Raw genomic sequence first — 19,141 nt, 5'->3', positions numbered from 1 at the left:
CTATCGTCAGGGCCATGTTCGCCGCCTACGCATCCCGCATCGACCGCGACCAGCCCCTCAACGGCCTTGAGCTGGGCGAGCGCCCCGCCCCCGAGGCGCGTCCCGGCTGGACCACCGTCAACGTCCGCGCCGCCTCCCTCAACCATCACGACCTCTGGTCGCTCCGTGGTGTCGGCCTCGCCGAGGACAAGCTGCCGATGATCCTCGGCTGTGACGCCGCCGGCATCGACGAGGACGGCAACGAGGTCGTCCTGCACTCCGTCATCGGCCAGACCGGGCACGGTGTCGGCCCGAAGGAGCCCCGCTCCATCCTCACCGAGCGCTACCAAGGCACGTTCGCCGAGCAGGTCACCGTCCCCAGCTGGAACGTGCTGCCCAAGCCGAAGGAGCTCACCTTCGAGCAGGCCGCTTGTCTGCCGACCGCCTGGCTCACCGCGTACCGGATGCTGTTCACCAATGCCGGGGTACGGCCCGGGGACTCGGTGCTCGTGCAGGGCGCGGGCGGCGGTGTCGCCACCGCCGCGATCGTCCTCGGTCGCGCCGCAGGCCTGCGGGTCTACGCGACCAGTCGCGATGAAGCCAAGCGCAAGCGGGCCGTCGAGCTCGGTGCGATCGAGGCGTACGAGCCGGGAGCGCGGCTGCCGCAGCGTGTCGACGCCGTCATCGAGACCGTCGGCGCCGCAACCTGGTCGCACTCGGTGAAGTCACTGCGCCCCGGCGGCACCCTGGTCATCTCCGGTGCGACCAGCGGCGACCGGCCCTCGCACGCCGAGCTGACCCGGATCTTCTTCCTGGAGCTGAAGGTCGTCGGTTCGACGATGGGGTCCAAGGACGAGCTGGAGGACCTGCTGGCGTTCTGCGCGACGACCGGTGTGCGGCCCGTCATCGACGAGGTGCTGCCGTTGGACCGGGCCCGTGAGGGGTTCGAACGACTTGCCGCGGGAGACCAGTTCGGGAAGATCGTGCTCACCGCCTCCTGAGTCCGTCCGCCCTCCCGACGCGCCCTTGATGGTGCGCCAGTTCTGCTGTGTGGTCTGCGCCGTGCGCATGGGCGGCGCACCCATGGCAGTTGTCACTGCGACCGTGCCGGCGGCGGGGGCCCTCGCCCCCGCCGCCCGCGCGCGTCCCCGTCGGCGATCCGCGGCCGCCCGGCATTCCGAGGCTGAACGCTGCCCACGGCCGGACCCTCGCTCTGTCGCGGCTGGAACGTCGAGGGCGAGGCGAACCGCGGTGACCTGGCGCTGACAGCCATCACCGAGAAGCACGTCCGCGATCTGCACGCCAAGAGTCCGAATCAGCCCGGCCACCGGTCTTCCGGGACGACTCGCCACCCTCCTTGTCAACTACGGTTGACAAGGAGGGTGTGTCAACGTAAGTTGACATCATGACCGAAGCAACGGATCTCGCCACACGCGCGGGCGATCGTGACCCGCGCGTCGGGTTGCGGGCCGTCGTCGCGCTGCGGCGGCTGCTGGAGCAGCTCGAAGCCGTCCAAGTCAGAAGTGCTCGCGTCCAGGGCTGGTCGTGGCAGGAGATCGCCGCCGAACTGGGCGTCAGCCGGCAGGCCGTGCACAAGAAGTACGGGAGGAATTGATGTTCGAACGATTCACTGCCGATGCCCGCGCCGTCGTGACCGGAGCCGTGGAACAGGCCAGAGGGACGGGCTCCCGCTCCGTCACCGAGGAGCACATGCTGCTCGCCCTGCTGGATCGGCCGGGCAGCAGCCGGACCTCCTTCGCCGTCACCGCGCTCGGCCTCACCGACCGTCGCGCATCGGTGGAGGCGGCGCTCGCCGACGCGGCCCGCCGTGGCGGACTGACCAAGGCGGATACGGACGCACTCGCCGGCATCGGCATCGACGTGACGGAGATCGTCGCCCGGGTCGAGGGTGCCCACGGCGAGGGTGCGCTGGCGGGCGACCGGAAGGACCGCCGGGGGCGGTCAGGGCGACCGTCCTTCAACCGTGGTGCGAAGACCGTCCTGGAGAAGTCCTTGCGGATCGCGCTGGGACGCGGCGACCGGTTCATCGGCGAGGAACACATCCTGCTGGCGTTCACCGTCATCCCCGGTGTGGTCGCCGATGTGCTGGCGGAGCACGGGGCGACGCACGGGACGGTGACGCGTGCGCTCTACGGGGACGGGGGAGCGGAGGGGCAGGCCAAGGCGAGCTGAGGGTCGGGCGGGGCTGGGGCCTCCTCCGGCCGGTGCGGGCGATCACGAGGTGGCATGACCCGTGCGGCATGCCACCTCGCCCCGCTCACCGGGAGGCTTCCGGGCCCTCGGTGCCGTTGCCCTTGCTGCCGGTGTCCTTCCGCAGCAGTGCGCCGATGTGGGCTGCCGCCGTCGACAGATGGCGGCGGGCCTCCGTCAGCTGGGCTTCCGTGACGCCCCGGTCCCGGGCCGCGTCGCGGATGTCGTCGCGGAAGCGGTCCAGCAGGCGGTCCAGGTCGCGGGCCGGGTCGCCCGTACCGGCTGTTTCCTTGCCCCATTCGGGGTCCGCGTCGACCGGGTCCGGCTTGACGTACGGGGGCCGGCTGCCCGTCGCGGCGAAGCCGCCGAGGCGGCCGGTGATCTCCGCCAGGCCTTCCCGTACGCCGGTGGGCCAGTCGCCCCGGGCGAAGTGTTCCTGGACCTGCCGGGCCGCGTTCTGCATCTGCTCGCGTGCCCTCTCCTGGGCCTCCTTGGCCTGGCGGCGGGCCTGCTGGGCCTCCTCGCGGGCGCGGCGCGACTCGTCCTTCGCCCGGCGGGCCTGCTCCTTCCACTCCTGCTTGGCCTTGCGCAGCTCCTCCTTGGCGGTGCGCCACGCCTCGTTGTCGCCGAAGTCACCGAACGGGGATCCCCGGTCGCCCTTCGCGCCGGTCCCGGCGGCGGACGTGTGCCGGGTCTCGCCGGCCGCGGCCCGCATCTCGCTGCGCAGCTTGCCCGCCGCGCCGCGCACGTCGTCCCGCATCTCGGCGGCCAGTTCGGACACCGATTCGCGGATCTCCAGCTCCAGATCGGCCAGTTCGCCGGTGCGGTCCGCCAGTTCGGCGCGGCCCGCGTCGGTGATCGAGTAGACCTTGCGGCCGCCCTCGGTGGCATGCGTGACCAGGCCCTCGGCCTCCAGCTTGGCCAGCCGCGGATAGACCGTGCCGGCAGATGGTGCGTACAGACCCTGGAAGCGTTCCTCCAGGAGCCGGATCACCTCGTAGCCGTGGCGAGGGGCCTCGTCCAGGAGCTTCAGCAGGTAGAGGCGCAGGCGCCCATGGGCGAATACGGGGGGCATGTCAGAGCACCTTTCCGGTCGGCTCGGCGTCGTACGGATCTTCCTCGGCCGGTGGGCGGCGGAGCACGGCGATCGATCCCGAGACGGTCGTGGCCCTCAGCGATCCCGTCCCGGCGCCGAGCGTGCCGGTGATCCTCTTCGCCCCCCACTGGCCGCTGACCAGCAGGTCCTCGAAGCCGTTGGAGACGGCGCCGCTCGCCGTGCTCGCCTCGACCCTCGCGTCCGCCGGGTGCGGCAGCCGGATCGCCACCTCGCCGGAGACCGTGGTCAGCCGGATGTCCGTGGGCTTCCCGGTCGGGTCCAGGTCCAGCACCATGTCGCCGCTGACCGAATCGGCCCGTACGGAGGCCCCGGCGCCCTCGACGACCGTCAGATCGCCGGAGACCGACTTGAAGCGGAGGTCGCCGGTGACGGCCTGGGCCTCCACATTGCCGGAGACCGTGTCCGCCCGGACCGCGCCGGCCAGGCCGGCGAGCGTGGTGTCGCCACTGACGCCGCGCACGTCCGTACGCCCCCGGATACCTGACACGAACGCTCCGGCTCCCACCACGCCGACCTCCACCGTCGACCCGGCGGGCACGGCGAGCGAGACGACCGCGCTGCGGTGCCACTCCTTGCGGTCGAACCACTTCAGGAAACCGTGCCAGGGCAGGTCCTCGTAGGCGACGGAGAGGGTGCCGCCCTCTTGCGTCACGATCAGCGGCGGGCCCTCGATCCCGGAGATCTCCAGCCGGGCGGTCGGCTCCTCGGTGCCCACGACGTTGACCGTGCCGTTGACGATGCGCACATTGAGCGACGTCACCGGCTCGTCGAAGGTCAGCTTCTGAGGCTCGGTGATGGCCCACGTCGACACAGGCATGGATCTGACCTCCCGGGGAACGCGGCGCGACGCAACATATCGCGTCTCTTGCAGAACACGATATATCGCGGATCGGAGAAGTCAAGCGAGAGCGAGGTGTCACGGATCGATCAAATGGCTCCAAATATGGGCAAATTGCCCTACGGTGTGGGGCATGAACGCGACATCATCCGTGGGCGCGCTGCTGCTGTGCCGAGCCGAGCCCGGATCCGTGCGGCCGGTGGCCCATCTGCTGCGCGAGCGGATGCTGCTCGCACCCGCCGGGGACGAGTGGAGCGTCCTCGTCCCGGAGGGCACGCCCTGGCAGGACAGGCAGGAAGAGCGGAGCACGGCGGAGACGGAGGGGGAGCAGCCGGTCGACAGCGTGCTGGCCGGCTGGGCCACCGCACTCGCGGTCGGTTCGACCTGGCCGGTCCTCGCGCTGTGGTGGGACGGCGACCGGGCGGGCTACACGCTCGCGTCCGGCTTCCGGCGGCCCGTCGGCTACGTCTGGCTGACGGACGGTACCCCGGCCGGGGAGGACGAGGCGATGCGTACGTTCGCCGCGCGGCTCGGCCTCGATCCCGTCCTGGACATCCAGCAACTCGAAGCGCTGACCCGCCCCGACCCCGAAGCGGACGCCCGTACCCGGCTGCGCGGGCTGCTCGCCGTCCTCGCCCGCATCGGCGTGATTCTCCCGCCGGGCCTCGAACCCGGCGAACCCGCCGACCGGCTGCACACCGCGGCCGGCGACCGGCCCGAAACGCAACGGATCGCGTGGGCGGGCTGGCGCGATGCGGTGAAGCTGGAACTCGACGCGGTCGAGAACAGCGGCCTCGGCCCGTGGATGCGCGGCCCCAGGGCCCGTGCGTTCGCCGCGGCCCAGCTCGCCGTGGGTCTCCCGCTCGTCGCCTGGGGGATCGGGCGCCGCAGCGGAGGGTGGGCCTTCGCGGGGGTACTGCTGCTCGCGCACGGGGCGGCCGGCCTCGCGTACGACCGGATCCGGGACGTCAGAACCTAGTGCCGTGACCGGCAATGTTCGCCCGGAAGGACCGTGCGTGCCGGGCGGCGCGACGGGGCAAAGGCTGCCGGGAGGGACACTGGATCCCGGGCGTCGCCCTACTCGTCGTCCTCGTCCTCGTCGTCGAGCCGGGCGAGCCAGGTGGCGAGGCGCTCGACGGGCACCTCGAAGTCGGGGTTGAGATCGACGAAGGTACGCAGCTGCTCGGCGAGCCACTCGAAGGTGACCTCCTCCTCGCCGCGTCGCTTCTCCAGCTCCTCGATGCCACGGTCGGTGAAGTACATGGCGGCAAGTTTAATGCCTGGTGAGCGCCCCCGACCGGGCCCCGCGGGACGACGCGGACGCCCCCTGGAACCGGCGCGCCCCGACCCGGTGTCCTGGCCGATGTGCCTCGCGTCGGTCACGTACTGCCGTTAGCCTGCGGGGAGTTCGGGGAACGGGGGGTGCCATGAGCGACAGCGAGGCCCGTATTGCGCGCATCGAGCTGCCGGACGGTACGCCGGTCTGGGCGCGCATCTCCGGGGCCGAGGAACTTCGGCGAGCGCCGGCCGGGAGCGGTCTGTCCTACACGGACACCGGCTTCTCGGACTTCGCCGACCAGGTGCAGGCCCGGGTGGAGAGCCTGCAGGGGGTGGTGACCGGCGTCGCGCGGTCGCTCGCCGAGCCGCTGCGGGCCGTGCAGCCGGACCAGGTCAGCGTCGAATTCGGCATCGAGCTCACCGCCAAGGCGGGCAAGGTCGTCGGGCTCCTCGCGGACGGGGAGGCCAAGGGCGCCATCAAGGTCACGCTCACCTGGAACGGCGGCGGACCGCCCGTCGATCCGCCGATCACGCCCCAGGTGCCCGCGCAGGCCGCCGCACCGGCCACGCCCCCGATCCCGTCCGCGCCACCCGCAGCCCAGGCACCCCCGGCGCCTTCGGCTCACCCCGTACAACCGGATCCCGCGCCCCCGTCGCCGTCCGCCGGGGCACCCACCGGCGCACCGGCGCATCCCGATGCGGCCGCGGCCGCTGACGGCGGCGGGTCATGACGCAGGAGACCGGCGGGGGCGCGGAGGGGGGTCCGGGCCAGGCGGAGGCTGCGCTCATGGACCTCGTGCGGGACGCCACCGTACGCATCCATCGCCCAGGTGCCGGGTATGCCACTGACGGACCCGGCCAGGGCTTCCTGGGAAGCGGCTTCTTCATCGCCCCGAGCTGGGTCCTCACGTGCGCGCATGTGGCCATGCGGGGGGAGGGGCGCGAGGTGAACGTGTTGTTCAGGGCCGATCCGTACAGCGCCGAACTGACCGAGGTCCCCGGTGTGGTGCTCGCCGCACTGCCCGAGACCCGGCCGGCCGGGGTCACCGGCTGGCCCGCTCCCGACCTCGCGCTCATCCAGCTCCGGCGGCCCGTCGAACACACCTGTGTGTACGTCACCGAGCGCTCGGAGGCCATGCTCCGCGGCCGCAAGGTCCGCTGCGTGGGCTGGGCGCCCTCGCCGGGCGGCGGGCTGACGACGCTCAGTGGCGACTGCGAGGTGAAGGGCACGTACGGCGGCTGGGCCGATGCCGACCAGCAGATCCGGCTCGACGGGGACTGGCTGGAGCCCGGAATGTCCGGCGGCCCCGTCGTGGACGTGGCCCGGGGCGAGGTCGTCGGCGTGATCAAGTCGCGGCTCGACGACCACCAGGGCGGCACCGCCGTCGGCATCGAGCGGCTGCGCTCCCTCACGGTCCCCGCCGGGCCCGTGGAGACCGAGTCGGACGATACGTATCAGGCCGTCTTCCATGCCCACGACCGCTACCACGCCGACCGGCACAACAGCCCCGCCTCCACCGAGCGGACCTGGGCCGATGTGCAGAGCGACCTGCCCGGGCCGCCCGGCCGGGTGCTCAGCCCCAAGCGGCGGATCGACCTGCTGGGCAGGCTCGCCGAGTTCCCGCCGCCGGTCAGCACCCGTAATCTGCTGGCGCTCCTCGACGGCCTGCCGAACGTCCACGCGCGTGACCTCCGCCCGGCGCCGCGCGGCTGGCGCGACGGCCTCGGCTCGCTGTACGACGCACGCGTCCGCGACCGCGACGCCGCGCTCGAACTCGTCGTGCGCTACTGCATGGGCGTCCTCGCCGCCGACCGCCCCTTCGACGTGCCCTCCACCCGGACCGCCACGAAGTCCCTCTGGGAATGGGTGAAACGGGTCGCCGACGAGGACCTCTCCCGGGATTTCCGGCAGGAACTCGTGCTGCACTGGCGGGCCGTCCGGCAGCACCGGGACCAGGAGCACCAACGGGCCCCCGCCCCGATGAACGAGCCTGCCCGTTACGGCGAACGCGCCTTCGTCCTGCTGGAGCTGGAGCCGCGCGGCTGGGAACGGGACCTGTACGACTGGCGGATCGGCGTCGCCCGCCCCACCGGGGAGGTCCTGCCCGTCGCCGAGGACAGCCAGGGCACGGGGCTCGGCGCCCTGCCGGAGCGGCTCGCCGCCCCGCTCGCCGAGGCGTTCCGGCGGTGCGACGAGCCGGACAGCCCCGCCGTACTCCAGGTCGCGGTCGTACCGGCGCTGCTCGGCCTGGACGTCGACAGCTGGCAGGTGACCCCCGACGGGCTACCGCTCGGCGTCGTACGCCCGGTGGTCGTCCGCCGCACGGAGCGGGGGCATCCGCCGGACGACGAAGCGGAAAGACGGCGCAGGGCCCGCTGGCACAGCACCCGGAACTCCTCGATGCAGGCCGAAGTCGTCGACTGCGAGGACGGAATGGGGGTACGCGTACCGGAGGTGGCGAGGCTGCACACCCTGGCGTACGAGACCGTGCCGGTCCTCTGCCGGTACGGCGACCGGCCGGATCCCGAGACCACGGCCGGACTGGTGCGGATCCTCGACGGCGGCTTCGGGGTGGCCCTGTGGCGGCGGACCGGGGAACCCGACGGGGTCTGTTCGGAATTCCATCGGCGCGCCCTCAACACCGTCGCGGAGGCCCGCACCGCCGACCGGCTGCCGCAGAGGATCCACAAATTGAGAAGGGACGTGAAGGCGGAACGTGCCGATGCGTTCTGGTCCTACGGCATCGTCCTGTTCTATGACGATCCGCACCATGTGCCGCCGGGTTCCGGGCAGCTCCTGGAGGCGCCGTGAACAGCGAAGGCAGGCCTCTTAACGGAGAGTTCACGGATCGATACCGTGAAGCACGTTCGACGGCTGCTGCCCCTCACACCGGACCAGGCGGACGAGTGACGACGAGGAACACGCTATGAGTGAACCCAGCGAGTGGCTCATCTACCGAGGGGCCGGTGAACCGCACGACGGCATCGAACAGCTGCCGTCCCCGCCACCCTGGCGGGACTTCGCGGCCCGCGAGGCCCCGGACCCCGGCGACGACGGAGCCGGGAGTGACCGGACGGACGGGTCCGCCACCCGACGTCTCGGTGGCCACCGGCACATCGCCGAACTCCACCGGCCCGGCGCCGAAGAACTCGAAATGATCAACGCGGCGCTGTACCTGCGACGCCCGCTGCTGGTCACCGGCAGTCCCGGAGCCGGAAAGAGCACCCTGGCGCACTCCGTCGCCCATGAACTCAGGCTCGGCCGGGTCCTGCGCTGGCCCATCGTCAGCCGGTCCACGCTCCTCGACGGCCTTTACCACTACGACGCGATCGCCAGGCTGCAGGACGTCCAGATCGCCGCGCACGGCGCAGCGGCCGGGACGGTGCGCCACGACGCGTCGGAGAACGTCGGCAGCTACATCCGGCTCGGCCCGCTCGGCACCGCGCTGCTGCCCTCGGACCGGCCCCGGGTGCTGCTCATCGACGAGCTCGACAAGAGCGACATCGATCTGCCGAACGACCTTCTCAATGTGCTGGAGGAGGGCGAGTTCGGCATTCCGGAGCTCGAGCGGATCGCCGACCGGCTGCCCGACGGCGAGGCCGAGGTGCTGACCGACGACGGCACGAAGGTGACGGTCAAGGGCGGCCGCGTGCAGTGCGCGGCGTTCCCGTTCGTCGTGCTCACCAGCAACGGCGAGCGCGATTTCCCGGCCCCGCTGATGCGCCGCTGCATCCACCTGGAGCTGGGCCGCCCCGACCACCAGCGGCTCGCCACCTTCGTCCGCGCCCATCTCGGTGACGAGGCGGCGCGTTCCGGAGACGATCTCATCGCCCACTTCCTGGAGCGGTCGCGCAGCGAACTGCTGGCCACCGACCAGCTGTTGAACGCCATCTATCTCACCGATGCAGCCGCCCCGGCCGGCCGGGACCGGCTCGCCGACCTGCTCATCCAGCGACTCGACCGGCCGAGGTGATGAGCTGATGCCCGACGCCACGGCACGCCACGGCCCGGACGGTGCAAGGGGAAGTGGCCCTGCGGAGCCGCCGCCGGGGCCGTACGACGGGGGCCTGCTGCCGGCACTCGTCGCCCGGTTGCGTGAGGCCGGGCTCGACCCCGACGCCGAACAGCTCTGCGACGCCCTCTGGCTCGCCCGATGGACCCGCCGCACCGAGTCACCGGAGGAGGGCGGCCACGCAGTACCGTCCTCACGCACCCAGCTGTCCGACGAGGGACCGGCCACGCCGTCCGTCCGCACCACGGACGGGGGCGCCCGCGGCGCGGGCGCCGTACCGGACGAAGACGAGCCCGTGGGGCAGGGGGATCCCGCGGCCACCGACCGCCGCATCGCCCTGTATCCGGTACCGCCCGCGGACTCCGCCCCGCTCCGCGACGGGCGGCGTGAGGGCGGCGGACCGCACGGCCGTCGGCGCCGCGACGCCACCACTCTCACCCTCGGTGTGCCCGCCGCCCCTGCCCTGCCCGCACCTCTCGAAATCCAGCGAGCCTTACGTCCCTTGCAGCGCTACCGCCCCGCCGTACCCCCTCTGCGCCGCACCCTGGACGAGACGGCCACCGCCGAACTGAGTGCCCGCGCAGGAGGGTTGATCATCCCGGTGTTCCGTGGGGTGTCCCGCGCCGACGCACTGCTGCAGTTCGTCATGGACGCCTCCTCGTCGATGCGTGTCTGGGACGTGATGTTCGGCGAACTCCAGAGGATCTTCGGTCAGTTGGGCGCCTTCAGGGATGTCCAGGTGCGCTATCTGCACCGTGGCCCCGACGGTTCCTGCGCGGTCAGCCGCAGCCCCGACCCGGCGGCCGCACCGCTGAACTCGGCGGACCGGCTCAGTGATCCGACCGGCCGCCGGGTCACCGTCCTGGTGAGCGACTGCGCCGGACCGCTCTGGCACAGCGGGCGCGCCCACCGGCTGCTGCATCAGCTGGCCCGGCAGGCCCCGACCGCCGTACTGCAGCCGCTGCCGCAGCGGATGTGGAACCGCACCCGGCTGCCGGTGACCTACGGTGTGCTCTCCCGTGGTGAGGGGCTCTCCGGTGCCGCGGTCCTGAAGGTCACGGAGGACGTGGGCGGAGTACCCACCGCACGTCCCGGCTCACTCGCCGTCCCCGTACTCCCACCCGTGGCGGGCGCGCTCGCCGCCTGGGCACGACTGCTCTCCGGCACCGGCGCCGGCCGGATCTCCGGGGCGGTCGGCTGGGTCAGGGCCGACCAGCCGGCCGCGCCCGCACCACGTCCCGGCGACCGGCCGTCCTCGCTGCAGCTGGTCAGCCGCTTCCGCTCGGCGGCCTCCCCGGTCGCCGGGCAGCTCGCGGTCTATCTCGCCGCGGCACCGCTCTGTCTGCCGGTGATGCAGCTGGTGCAGCGGACGATGCTGCCCGACTCCGGCCCCTCCGAACTCGCCGAGGTGCTGCTCAGCGGACTGATCTCGCGGAGCAAGGGCGACGGCGCGGGCGACGGGCAGTGGTACGAGTTCGCGCCGGGTGTCCAGGAGGCGCTGCTCGGACCGCTGGGACGGGATGAGGCGCTGCTCGTGCTCAAGCACTGCTCGGAGTACATAGAGCAGCGGTTCGGCAAGGGCGGGCCGAACTTTCCCGCGCTGGCGTACGCGCAGCTCGGAGACGGGCCGCGTGTCTCGTCGTACGCCACCGACCTCGGCCGCCGCGTGCAGAGTGGCGAGAGCGACGACAGTGACGAGAGCGGGGAGAGCGACGGAAGCGGCGGCTCGCGCGTTCCCCATCCCTTCGCCGAGGTCGCGGCCCGCGTGCTGGAGCGCTTCATGCCCCTGCCCGAGCAGTTCGCGCTCTACAGCGACCGGGGCGGCCGCGATGCCCCCGGCCGGACGACACACACGGCGGTGGGGAGCGCGCGCGCACTCCTGCGCCAGTTCGACTCGGACAGCATGGTGCAGTACCTGATCGACGCCGTGCAGCTGCTCCGGGGCGCAACCGAGCGCGAGCGGTACCCGGGCGCCGACCCCGAACTGTGGGCCGAGTACGCCCGGTGCGTGCTGCGCCTGTGGGAGGTCCAGGGTGGCGACGACCTCCTGAGCGAGGCTCAGAACGCCGCGGAACGGGCCGCCGCGCATCCCGGAGCGGTACGCGAACGGGCGGTGCTGGCCAAGGTGCTGCACGCCGCGGCCGACGACCGGCGGCGGCGCGGCGACCGGCGCGGCGCGCTGGCCCTGCTCCGACGCGCCGACCGCGAGTACACGGTCGCCTGCGCGGCCCCCGGCCTCGACCCCGGCGAGGCGCTGCGGCTCACCTTGGAGCGGGTACGGGCCCTGGAGGCGCAGTGGCGCCTCGGCGGCGACAGCGCACTGCTGCAGGCCGCGGCAGGAATGCTGGAGGCGTTCGCCGACGTCTGGCCCGACCAGGAGAACCGTCCGGCCACACTGCCGCTGGCGCACGGCCGGACGCTGCTCAAACTGGCCGGGGCGACCGTCGACACCGAACAGGCACGGGTGTACGCGGAGCAGGCGGCCCGCTCGCTGCGCACCGCGTTCGGGGCGGGCGGCGGTCGGCACACCCTGGGCACCGAGGTGCGGATCCTGCTGGACCTGGTGGACGCCCTGCTGGCCGCCGGCGGCGAACCGGACGAGGCGGCGACCCTGATCGACCAGGCGCTGGAGACCGTACGGGAACAGCGTCAGCGCGCCGCGCTGCAGACCAGGGCGGGCCGGGTCCGGGTCGCCCGGTACGAACAGCTGGACGAACCGGGCGAACTCGTGGCGGCCGCCGAATGGTTCGCCCGCGCCTCCCGCGGTGTCCCGCGCGACTCCCAGGCCCATGCGGACCTGCTCGCCGAATGGGGCGGGACCCTGTTGCGACGTGCTGAACTACCGGACGGGCGTGAGTACATCGGTGCGGCGGTGCGGGTGCTGCGCGACTGCCGTACGGAGACGCCGTCCGGCAGCGCGCGCCAGGCCGAGCGGCTGCTGATGCTCGGCCGGGCCCTGATGCTGCGGCACCGGGCCACCGAGGACCGGGTCGATCTGCGAGAGGCCGAGTATCTCTTCGGGCTCGCCGCGCGGGAGGCCCGCGACCCGCTGACCGCTGCGCGCTGCTGGCTGGCGCTCGGCCGGTCCCATCTCGATGCCTCACGGGTGCTGCAGCGGCCGGCCAGGCTCGACGATGCTGCCGAGGCGTTCCGGGACGCGGCCGAGTCCGCCCGTACGGCGGAAGCGGAGCTGGAGAGTCCACAACAGCGTGAAGAGGCAGTGGAGTTGGGTGCTATGGCCAATCACTGGCGGGGTATGACGTATGAGAAGGCGGGGCGTCCCCGGGCCGCGCGCGAGGCGTACCGGGCGGCCGGCCTCGAATGGCGCAAACTGCCGAACGGCGGTGGCGCGGCGGGCGAGTCGACCGCCGAGCGGCTGGCCGAGCTGGAGCGCTGAGCACACGACGGCGTGCGCTCAGCGGGTGCATGGCGTGCGCCAGGGTGTAGTGGTACGAGGGTCAGGGACACGGGCTCGACGGTGCGCGCGCTCGACGGCGAGCGCGCGACCGCAGGGCCACCGCACAGCCAACGGGGAGGCATGATGGGCGAGTTGAGCGAGCCGGGCGAATCGGCGCACGGGTCCGGGGCAGGCGCGCCGGAGGTACCCGGCGCCGGGGTCGGCCACGAGCCCGGCGCGCTGCCGGACCTGCTCGGACTCGATCTGGAGGCGCTGCGGACGCTGGACCACCCGGTCCTCTCCGCGGTGGTCGCGGATCTCCGGGACAGGGCCGAGCAGCCGCGGGAGATGCTGTGGGGTTTCACCAACGCCTTCTGAGGCGCGGTGGACCGCACGGACGCGGTCCGTGGTCCGGGTGAACGGAGCGGCACGGCCCGGGACGGGTCTGCCCGCGCGGCAGGCCGCGGAGACGCGCCCCGGACCTGTGGAAGGAGCGTTCCCGACAGCGGGGGACGCCCCGGAAGACAGACAGCACGGGGGTGCCGAAGTGTCCCGACGGACGACGCCAGGCGTGCCCGCGTGCCCGGACGCCGCCGCCCGGCCACCCGTCCCCTTCGGCCAGTTCATCGTCAAGGTCCACGGCCGCTGCAATCTCGCCTGCCGCTACTGCTACCTGTACGAGGGCCCCGACCGGACGTGGCGCGGCCGCCCGGCCGCCGCCGCACCGGCCGTGCTGGACCGTACCGCGGACCGGATCGCCGAACACGCGGCGACGCATGCCCTGCGCAGCGTGGCCCTGGTCCTCCACGGGGGCGAACCCCTGCTCGTGGGAGCGGGGAGGCTGGGTGCCTTCGCCGACCGGGTGCGCGAGCGGATACCCGGTGGCTGCACCCTCCACGCGACCGTGCAGACCAACGCCACCCTGCTCACCGACGCCCGCGTCGCCACCCTCGCCCGGCACGGCGTCCGCGTCGGGATCAGCCTCGACGGCGGTCTGGCCCGTCACAACACCCTCCGCACCGACCACGCGGGCCGCCCCTCCTGGCCCGCCGCCTCCCGTGGTGCCCGGCTCCTCGCCGACCGGCACCCCGACGCCTACGCGGGCATCCTCACCGTCGTCGACCCGCGGACCGACCCCGTCGAGATGTACGAGTCGCTGCTCGCCCTTCGCCCACCGGCCCTGGACCTGCTGCTGCCGCACGGCAACTGGACCACCCCGCCGCCGGGCATACCCGACCCGGGGACACCGGGCGCCGGACCGGGACCGGCGCGCCCGACCCCGTACGGCGACTGGTTGTGCACCGTCTTCGACCGCTGGTGGCCGGCCGGCCGGCGGGAGACCCGGGTCCGGCTCTTCGAGGAGTGCCTCGCCCTGCTGCTCGGCCTGCCCGCCGCCACCGAATCGCTGGGCCTCGACCCGGTCGACGCCGTCGTCGTCGAGACCGACGGCGCGATCGAACAGGTCGACTCCCTGAAGTCCGCCTACGACACGGCCGCCGCCACCGGACTCGACATCTTCCGCCACAGCTTCGACGACGCCCTGCGCCACCCCGGCGTCGCCGCCCGTCAGGCAGGTGCCGGCGCACTCGCCGCGGCCTGCCGGGCCTGCCCGCTGCTGACCGTGTGCGGCGGCGGCCACTACGCCCACCGCTACCGCGCAGAGAACGGTTTCACCAACCCCTCCGTCTACTGCGCCGACCTCGACCGGCTGGTCCGCCATGTGGCCGACCGGCTGGCCGCCGCAACCGCAGGAGACCACCGATGATCCCCCCACTCCCCGACCGCGCACTCCGCGCCTTCGGCCGCACCGAAGGCGATGCCGACGACCTCGACCTGCTCGTACGCGATCAGGACACCCGCCGCCTCGTCCTGCTGCGGGCACTCCTCGACGCCGCCGGGGCGGCCCCCGCGACCGTCTGCCCACCGGACCGGCTCGACCGGCTGCGCCAGGACTGGTCGCTGCTCGAAGCCGCCGAACGCGCGGACCGGACCGCCGTCCACGCGGTGCTGCTCCACCCTCTGGTGGGCCCCTGGGCGCAGAGCTGCCTGCGGGGCCTGACCGCCACCGCCCCCACGCCCCAACTTCAGGCGGACCTCGACCACCTGGGTGCGCTCGCCGCAGCGGCGGCGATCCGCGCGCGGCTGGCTTTCGCGGCCCGGCTCACCGCGCTCGGCGGACTGCTGTCGCTGCCGGCCCTGGGGGCCCTGCGGACGCCCGCCGGCCGGCTCGACATCACGTCCACCGGAAGCGAGTTGACGTTACGCCACCACCCGGAGAAGCCCGTCGTCGTGCACGCGCACGCCGACGGCACCACGAGTTCCCCCGACCCACGCTGGCTGCCCGCGCTGTCCCTGCCCGCCGTGACGCCCGGCGCCGGCCCCGTCCCGCTGGACGATCTCGACCCGTACCGCACCGCCGGAAGCGGTCTGGAACGCCACGGACTGAGCGGCGCCGTCCATATCGACGACAGCGAACGCAAGGCGTGGACGGAGTCCTGGTCCGGGGTCGAACCGCTGCTCCGCATCGGCGGCGCACACCGCGTGACCGAGACCGCCGTGCTGCTGCGCTGCCTGGTGCCACTCGGCCCGCCGCCCGGATCGGGCCCCACCGGCCAGGGCGCGGCACACTGCAGCGGCACCAGGCGCGAGGCCTTCGGCGCGGTCCTCAGCAGCAAGCCGGCCACCCCCGCGTACTTCGCCTCGACCCTCGTGCACGAACTCCAGCACACCAAACTGGCCGCGATCGGCGCCCTCGTACGGCTGCACCACGAGGACACCACCCCCCGGCACTTCGCACCCTGGCGATCGGATCCCCGGCCGTTCGACGGGCTGCTCCAGGGCGCCTACTCGCACATCGCGCTCGCCGACTACTGGCAGCGCTTCGCATGCGGCGCGGAGCGCGTCACCCACCGCGATCTCGCCTGGGCCGAACACGCCCGCTGCCGGGAGCAAGTGGGAGCCGTGCTGCCCGTACTGGCTGGTTCGGGGGCGCTGACCGCCGAGGGAAGGGTACTGGTCAACGAGATGATCACCCTCTACGACCGTCTGGCCGATTGTCCGCCCCCCACGGGTCATCTGGCCCGTGCGCGGGCGTATGTGAGCACTGTGCGCGTGATATGGCAGCAGAGGAACGGCTCACGGCGGGCGTGAGCGTGCACATGATCGACGCCTCCGACCATCTGATCGTCAAAGGGTCCCCGGTGTATCTTGAGAAGGCTCGAATCGAGGCAGGGAGACGGTTGAATGCCCGGAACGCGTAAGCAAGTTGGAGCAGCCGGGGTGCAGACCGTCACCATCAGTTTCGCCGGATTCAACCGGGCGTGGGCGGCGTGGATCGGGGACCGTCTGGAGCGGCGCGGAGTGACGGTCGTCCAGCAGCGCTGGGACCCACCGGTGGAGGTGCCGCTGGAGGAGAGCCTGCGGGATCTGACGCTGGCCCGCGGCCTCGTCCTGGTGATCCTGAGCGACTGGTACTTCCAACTCGGCCCGCGCAGCCACGACGAGTGGAACAGAGCGCTGCGCGAGGTCGTCGCCCCCGACCCGGACCGCTTCGTCGCCGTCTCCGTCACCACGTCGGCGCTGCCGGGCGCGACCTCCGTCTTCGGGGCGGCCGACCTGACCAACGTCGGCGCCGACGAGGCCGAACGGCGGCTGCTGGCCCGCCTCGGAATCCCCGCCGAGCCGACGCACGAGACCGCGGCGGCCAGGCCGGGACCGCGATTCCCGTCCGACACCCCCGAGGTATGGGGCGGCGTACCGCGCCGCAACACCCGGTTCACCGGCCGCGAGGAACTGCTCAGCAGGGCCTACCGAGCCCTCCAGGACGCCGGCTCCGGCGCGGGCGTCGTCACCCTGCACGGCATGTCCGGCGTCGGCAAGACGCAGCTGGCCGCGGAGTACGTCTACCGGTTCGGCTCCGAGTACGACGTCGTGTGGTGGGTCCCCGCCGACCGCCGCGCACTCTACCGCCAGAAACTCGCCGAACTCGCCCCGGAACTGGGCCTGTCCACCGGCGTCGAGTACGGCGAACGGCTGCGCGCGGTCCGCGACTCGCTGCGCCGCGGCGACCCCCACTCCCACTGGCTGCTCGTCCTCGACGGCGCCGACGAACCCGAACAGATCTGGGACCTGGTGCCCACCGGCCCCGGACACGTCCTGATCACCTCACGCAACCCGGAGTGGGGCGAGCACAACAGCAACCTCGTCGAGGTGCCGGTCTACAGGCGGGACGAATCGGTCGCCTTCATCCGCCGCCGCGCCCCCCGGCTGACCCAGACCGAGGCCGACCTGCTCGCCGACGCACTGGAGGACCTCCCGCTGCTGCTCGACCAGACGGCCGGCTGGCTCAACGACTCCGACATGTCCGTCGACGAGTACATCGAGCTCCTCGAGGGCGGCATCGACCAGGACGTCGTCAAGATCTCCGCGGACTTCCCCCTGGCCTTCCAGACCGCCTGGTCGATACTGCTGAACAAGCTCAAGGACACCGTCCCCGAGTCCGTCGACCTGCTGCGCCTGTGCACTTTCTTCGCCCCTGGCTCCATCCCTGTACGGCTTCTGAAGGAGATGCCGGCCGGAGAACTTCCCGAGCAGCTGTCCGGCCTGATGAACGACCCGCTGCTGTGGAACAAGGCGATCGCCCAGCTCCGGCAGTACTCGGTCGTCCGCCTGGAGTCCCACGAGTCGATCATCGACGAGCCGTCCTCCGGCGAATCTCTCTACCTGCACCGCATGGTCCACCAGATCGTCAGCAAGGACATGCCGGAGCGGGACCGCCAGGAATTCATCGGTGTGGTCCGCCGAGCCCTTGCCGCCGCGGACCCCGGCCGTCCCACGGACACTCGCCAGTGGCCTGCCTACGCCGAGATCACGCCGCACCTGAAATGGGCCGACGTCCTTCTGAGTACCGATCCGGCGGTCCACACCCTGGTGCTCAACTGCCTGCGTTACATGTACCTCTCGGGCGAGTACCGGGCCGGCATCAAGCTCGGCGCCCGCGCCATGAAGGCCTGGCGCGAACTCCTCGGCGAGAACCACCCCAGGGTCTGGGACCTGAGCTACAACTACGCCAACCTGCTGCGGGCGGTCGGCGACTACGCGGGCACGGAGGCCATCGAACGGGCCGCCGTCAACCACCTGCGCGCCGAACGCGGCGAACACGACCTGGAACACCTGCGCGCGGCCGGTGGCCTCGCCGCCGACCTGCGGGGTCTCGGCCGGTACGACGAGGCACTGGAGATCTCCGGCTGGATCCTGGCCGCCTACCGGGAACTCCTCGGCGAACAGGACTCGCGGACGCTCGACGCGCAGAACAACCTGGCCATCTCGCTCCGGCTGCTCGGGCGGTACGAGGAATCGCTGGAACTGAACCGGCGCACCCTGGAGTCGAGGCGCCAGCTGCTGCGCCCGCGCCACAGCTGGACGCTGTACTCCGAGATCAACTACGCCACCGACCTGCGCCTGCTCGGTCGCTACGCCGAGGCCGAGTCGCTCCAGACACAGAGCGCCCGCGTGCACCGGCTCGTGCTGGGGGCCGACAACCCGCAGACACTGCGCGCCGAGCACAACCTGGCGCTTTGCCACTACCGGTCGGGCGACCGCGGCAAGGCCCGCGAGCTGTTCACCCGCGTGCTGGAGCGCTGCGAACGCGTGCTCGGCGAGGGCGATCCCCTGACGATGATGTTCGCGGCCAGTCAGAGCTGCTTCGCCCGTGAGCACGCGGACATCGACCAGGCCAGGGACATAAGCGAGAAGGTCGTGAGCGGATACGCCGACATGCTCGGCGAGGCCCACCCCTACGTGGCGGGCACCCGCGCCAACCATGCGCTCGTTCTGCGCAACGTGGGCGAGCGGGAACACGCCCACGTTCTCATCGAGGAGGCGCTCGCCGACTTGACCCAGGCCGTGGGCGAGAACCACCCCTGGACCCTGGGCTGTGCGATCAACGCGTCGGCACTGCGCAATCTGGTCGGCGACCCCGAATCCGCCGCCTCGCTCATGGAGAGCACCGTCAGCCGCGCCACCGAGGCCCTCGGCCGCACCCACCCGCTGACGCTCTCGGCCCGGATCGCCCACGCGGCGGACCTGCGCGGGGTCCGGGACCGGCAGCGGGCCGAGAAGATCGAGACCGAGGCGTTGGGCGACCTCGTGACGACCTTGGGGGCACAGCACGTCCACACGGTCTCGGCGCGGTCCCGCAACCGGCCGTACTGGGACTTCGAGCCACAGATCATCTGACACCTCGGCGGGCCGCACCCCGCACAAGCCGGAGGGCCCGGCCCCGCGATCACTCGCGGGGCCGGGCCCTC

General features: G+C 72.5%; 15 protein-coding genes. 12 read left to right on the top strand and 3 right to left on the bottom strand.

Going from position 1 to position 19,141, the window contains the following annotated elements; genetic code table 11:
* The first annotated feature begins 14 nt into the window (after positions 1 to 14).
* The 3 genes from OHB49_RS15345 (at position 15) to OHB49_RS15335 (ending at position 2,172) form a co-directional block, all read left to right on the top strand.
* The gene (locus tag OHB49_RS15345) at positions 15 to 980 is read left to right on the top strand and encodes a zinc-binding dehydrogenase (RefSeq protein WP_030915745.1); all 966 of its coding nucleotides are present in this window, start codon (positions 15 to 17) and stop codon (positions 978 to 980) included.
* 404 nt (positions 981 to 1,384) lie between these two features.
* Positions 1,385 to 1,594, top strand: a complete 210-nt coding sequence (locus OHB49_RS15340; protein ID WP_329160885.1) for a sigma factor-like helix-turn-helix DNA-binding protein — start codon at positions 1,385 to 1,387, stop codon at positions 1,592 to 1,594.
* Positions 1,594 to 2,172 (top strand): Clp protease N-terminal domain-containing protein, encoded by a 579-nt coding sequence (locus OHB49_RS15335; protein WP_030969861.1) that lies wholly within the window; start codon positions 1,594 to 1,596, stop codon positions 2,170 to 2,172. The genes OHB49_RS15340 and OHB49_RS15335 overlap by 1 nt, the downstream gene beginning before the upstream one ends.
* A gap of 85 nt (positions 2,173 to 2,257) precedes the next feature.
* Here OHB49_RS15335 and OHB49_RS15330 read toward each other — a convergent pair whose 3' ends face one another.
* Positions 2,258 to 3,265 (bottom strand): PadR family transcriptional regulator, encoded by a 1,008-nt coding sequence (locus OHB49_RS15330; RefSeq protein ID WP_329160882.1) that lies wholly within the window; start codon positions 3,263 to 3,265, stop codon positions 2,258 to 2,260.
* Between the two features lies 1 nt (position 3,266).
* The gene (locus tag OHB49_RS15325; RefSeq protein WP_329160880.1) at positions 3,267 to 4,124 is read right to left on the bottom strand and encodes a DUF4097 family beta strand repeat-containing protein; all 858 of its coding nucleotides are present in this window, start codon (positions 4,122 to 4,124) and stop codon (positions 3,267 to 3,269) included.
* A 154-nt stretch (positions 4,125 to 4,278) separates the two neighbouring features.
* Between OHB49_RS15325 and OHB49_RS15320 the strand changes: the two genes are divergently transcribed.
* Positions 4,279 to 5,124: a hypothetical protein gene (locus tag OHB49_RS15320; RefSeq protein ID WP_329160878.1), complete on the top strand. Its 846-nt coding sequence runs from the start codon at positions 4,279 to 4,281 to the stop codon at positions 5,122 to 5,124.
* A 98-nt stretch (positions 5,125 to 5,222) separates the two neighbouring features.
* Here OHB49_RS15320 and OHB49_RS15315 read toward each other — a convergent pair whose 3' ends face one another.
* A complete protein-coding gene (locus OHB49_RS15315; RefSeq protein ID WP_007266501.1) occupies positions 5,223 to 5,408 on the bottom strand; it encodes a DUF6104 family protein in 186 nt (61 codons plus the stop codon).
* A gap of 164 nt (positions 5,409 to 5,572) precedes the next feature.
* Here OHB49_RS15315 and OHB49_RS15310 point away from each other — a divergent pair, with 164 nt between their 5' ends.
* The 8 genes from OHB49_RS15310 (at position 5,573) to fxsT (ending at position 19,070) form a co-directional block, all read left to right on the top strand.
* On the top strand, positions 5,573 to 6,154 hold the full coding sequence (locus OHB49_RS15310) for a CU044_2847 family protein (RefSeq protein WP_030969871.1): 582 nt from the start codon (positions 5,573 to 5,575) through the stop codon (positions 6,152 to 6,154).
* Positions 6,151 to 8,235: a VMAP-C domain-containing protein gene (locus OHB49_RS15305; RefSeq protein ID WP_329160876.1), complete on the top strand. Its 2,085-nt coding sequence runs from the start codon at positions 6,151 to 6,153 to the stop codon at positions 8,233 to 8,235. The genes OHB49_RS15310 and OHB49_RS15305 overlap by 4 nt, the downstream gene beginning before the upstream one ends.
* A gap of 115 nt (positions 8,236 to 8,350) precedes the next feature.
* Positions 8,351 to 9,397, top strand: coding sequence for an AAA family ATPase (locus tag OHB49_RS15300; protein WP_329160874.1), 1,047 nt, complete (start codon positions 8,351 to 8,353; stop codon positions 9,395 to 9,397).
* A 7-nt stretch (positions 9,398 to 9,404) separates the two neighbouring features.
* Entirely contained in the window at positions 9,405 to 12,833 is a 3,429-nt protein-coding gene (locus OHB49_RS15295) for an SAV_2336 N-terminal domain-related protein (protein ID WP_329160872.1), read from the top strand.
* A 144-nt stretch (positions 12,834 to 12,977) separates the two neighbouring features.
* Positions 12,978 to 13,211 carry an FxSxx-COOH cyclophane-containing RiPP peptide gene (gene fxsA / locus OHB49_RS45845; protein ID WP_078852641.1) on the top strand — a complete coding sequence of 78 codons (234 nt, stop codon included), beginning with the start codon at positions 12,978 to 12,980 and terminating at the stop codon, positions 13,209 to 13,211.
* 169 nt (positions 13,212 to 13,380) lie between these two features.
* Positions 13,381 to 14,598, top strand: coding sequence for an FxsB family cyclophane-forming radical SAM/SPASM peptide maturase (locus tag OHB49_RS15285; RefSeq protein ID WP_329160870.1), 1,218 nt, complete (start codon positions 13,381 to 13,383; stop codon positions 14,596 to 14,598).
* Positions 14,595 to 15,983 carry an aKG-HExxH-type peptide beta-hydroxylase gene (locus OHB49_RS15280; protein ID WP_329160869.1) on the top strand — a complete coding sequence of 463 codons (1,389 nt, stop codon included), beginning with the start codon at positions 14,595 to 14,597 and terminating at the stop codon, positions 15,981 to 15,983. The genes OHB49_RS15285 and OHB49_RS15280 overlap by 4 nt, the downstream gene beginning before the upstream one ends.
* Positions 15,984 to 16,076: 93 nt before the next feature.
* On the top strand, positions 16,077 to 19,070 hold the full coding sequence (gene fxsT / locus OHB49_RS15275; RefSeq protein WP_329160867.1) for an FxSxx-COOH system tetratricopeptide repeat protein: 2,994 nt from the start codon (positions 16,077 to 16,079) through the stop codon (positions 19,068 to 19,070).
* The last annotated feature ends 71 nt before the right edge of the window (positions 19,071 to 19,141 follow it).

Source organism: Streptomyces sp. NBC_01717, from assembly GCF_036248255.1.
GTDB lineage: Bacteria > Actinomycetota > Actinomycetes > Streptomycetales > Streptomycetaceae > Streptomyces.
Note: the sequence above shows the minus strand (reverse complement) of the source record. Positions and strands in the feature narration are given on the sequence as shown.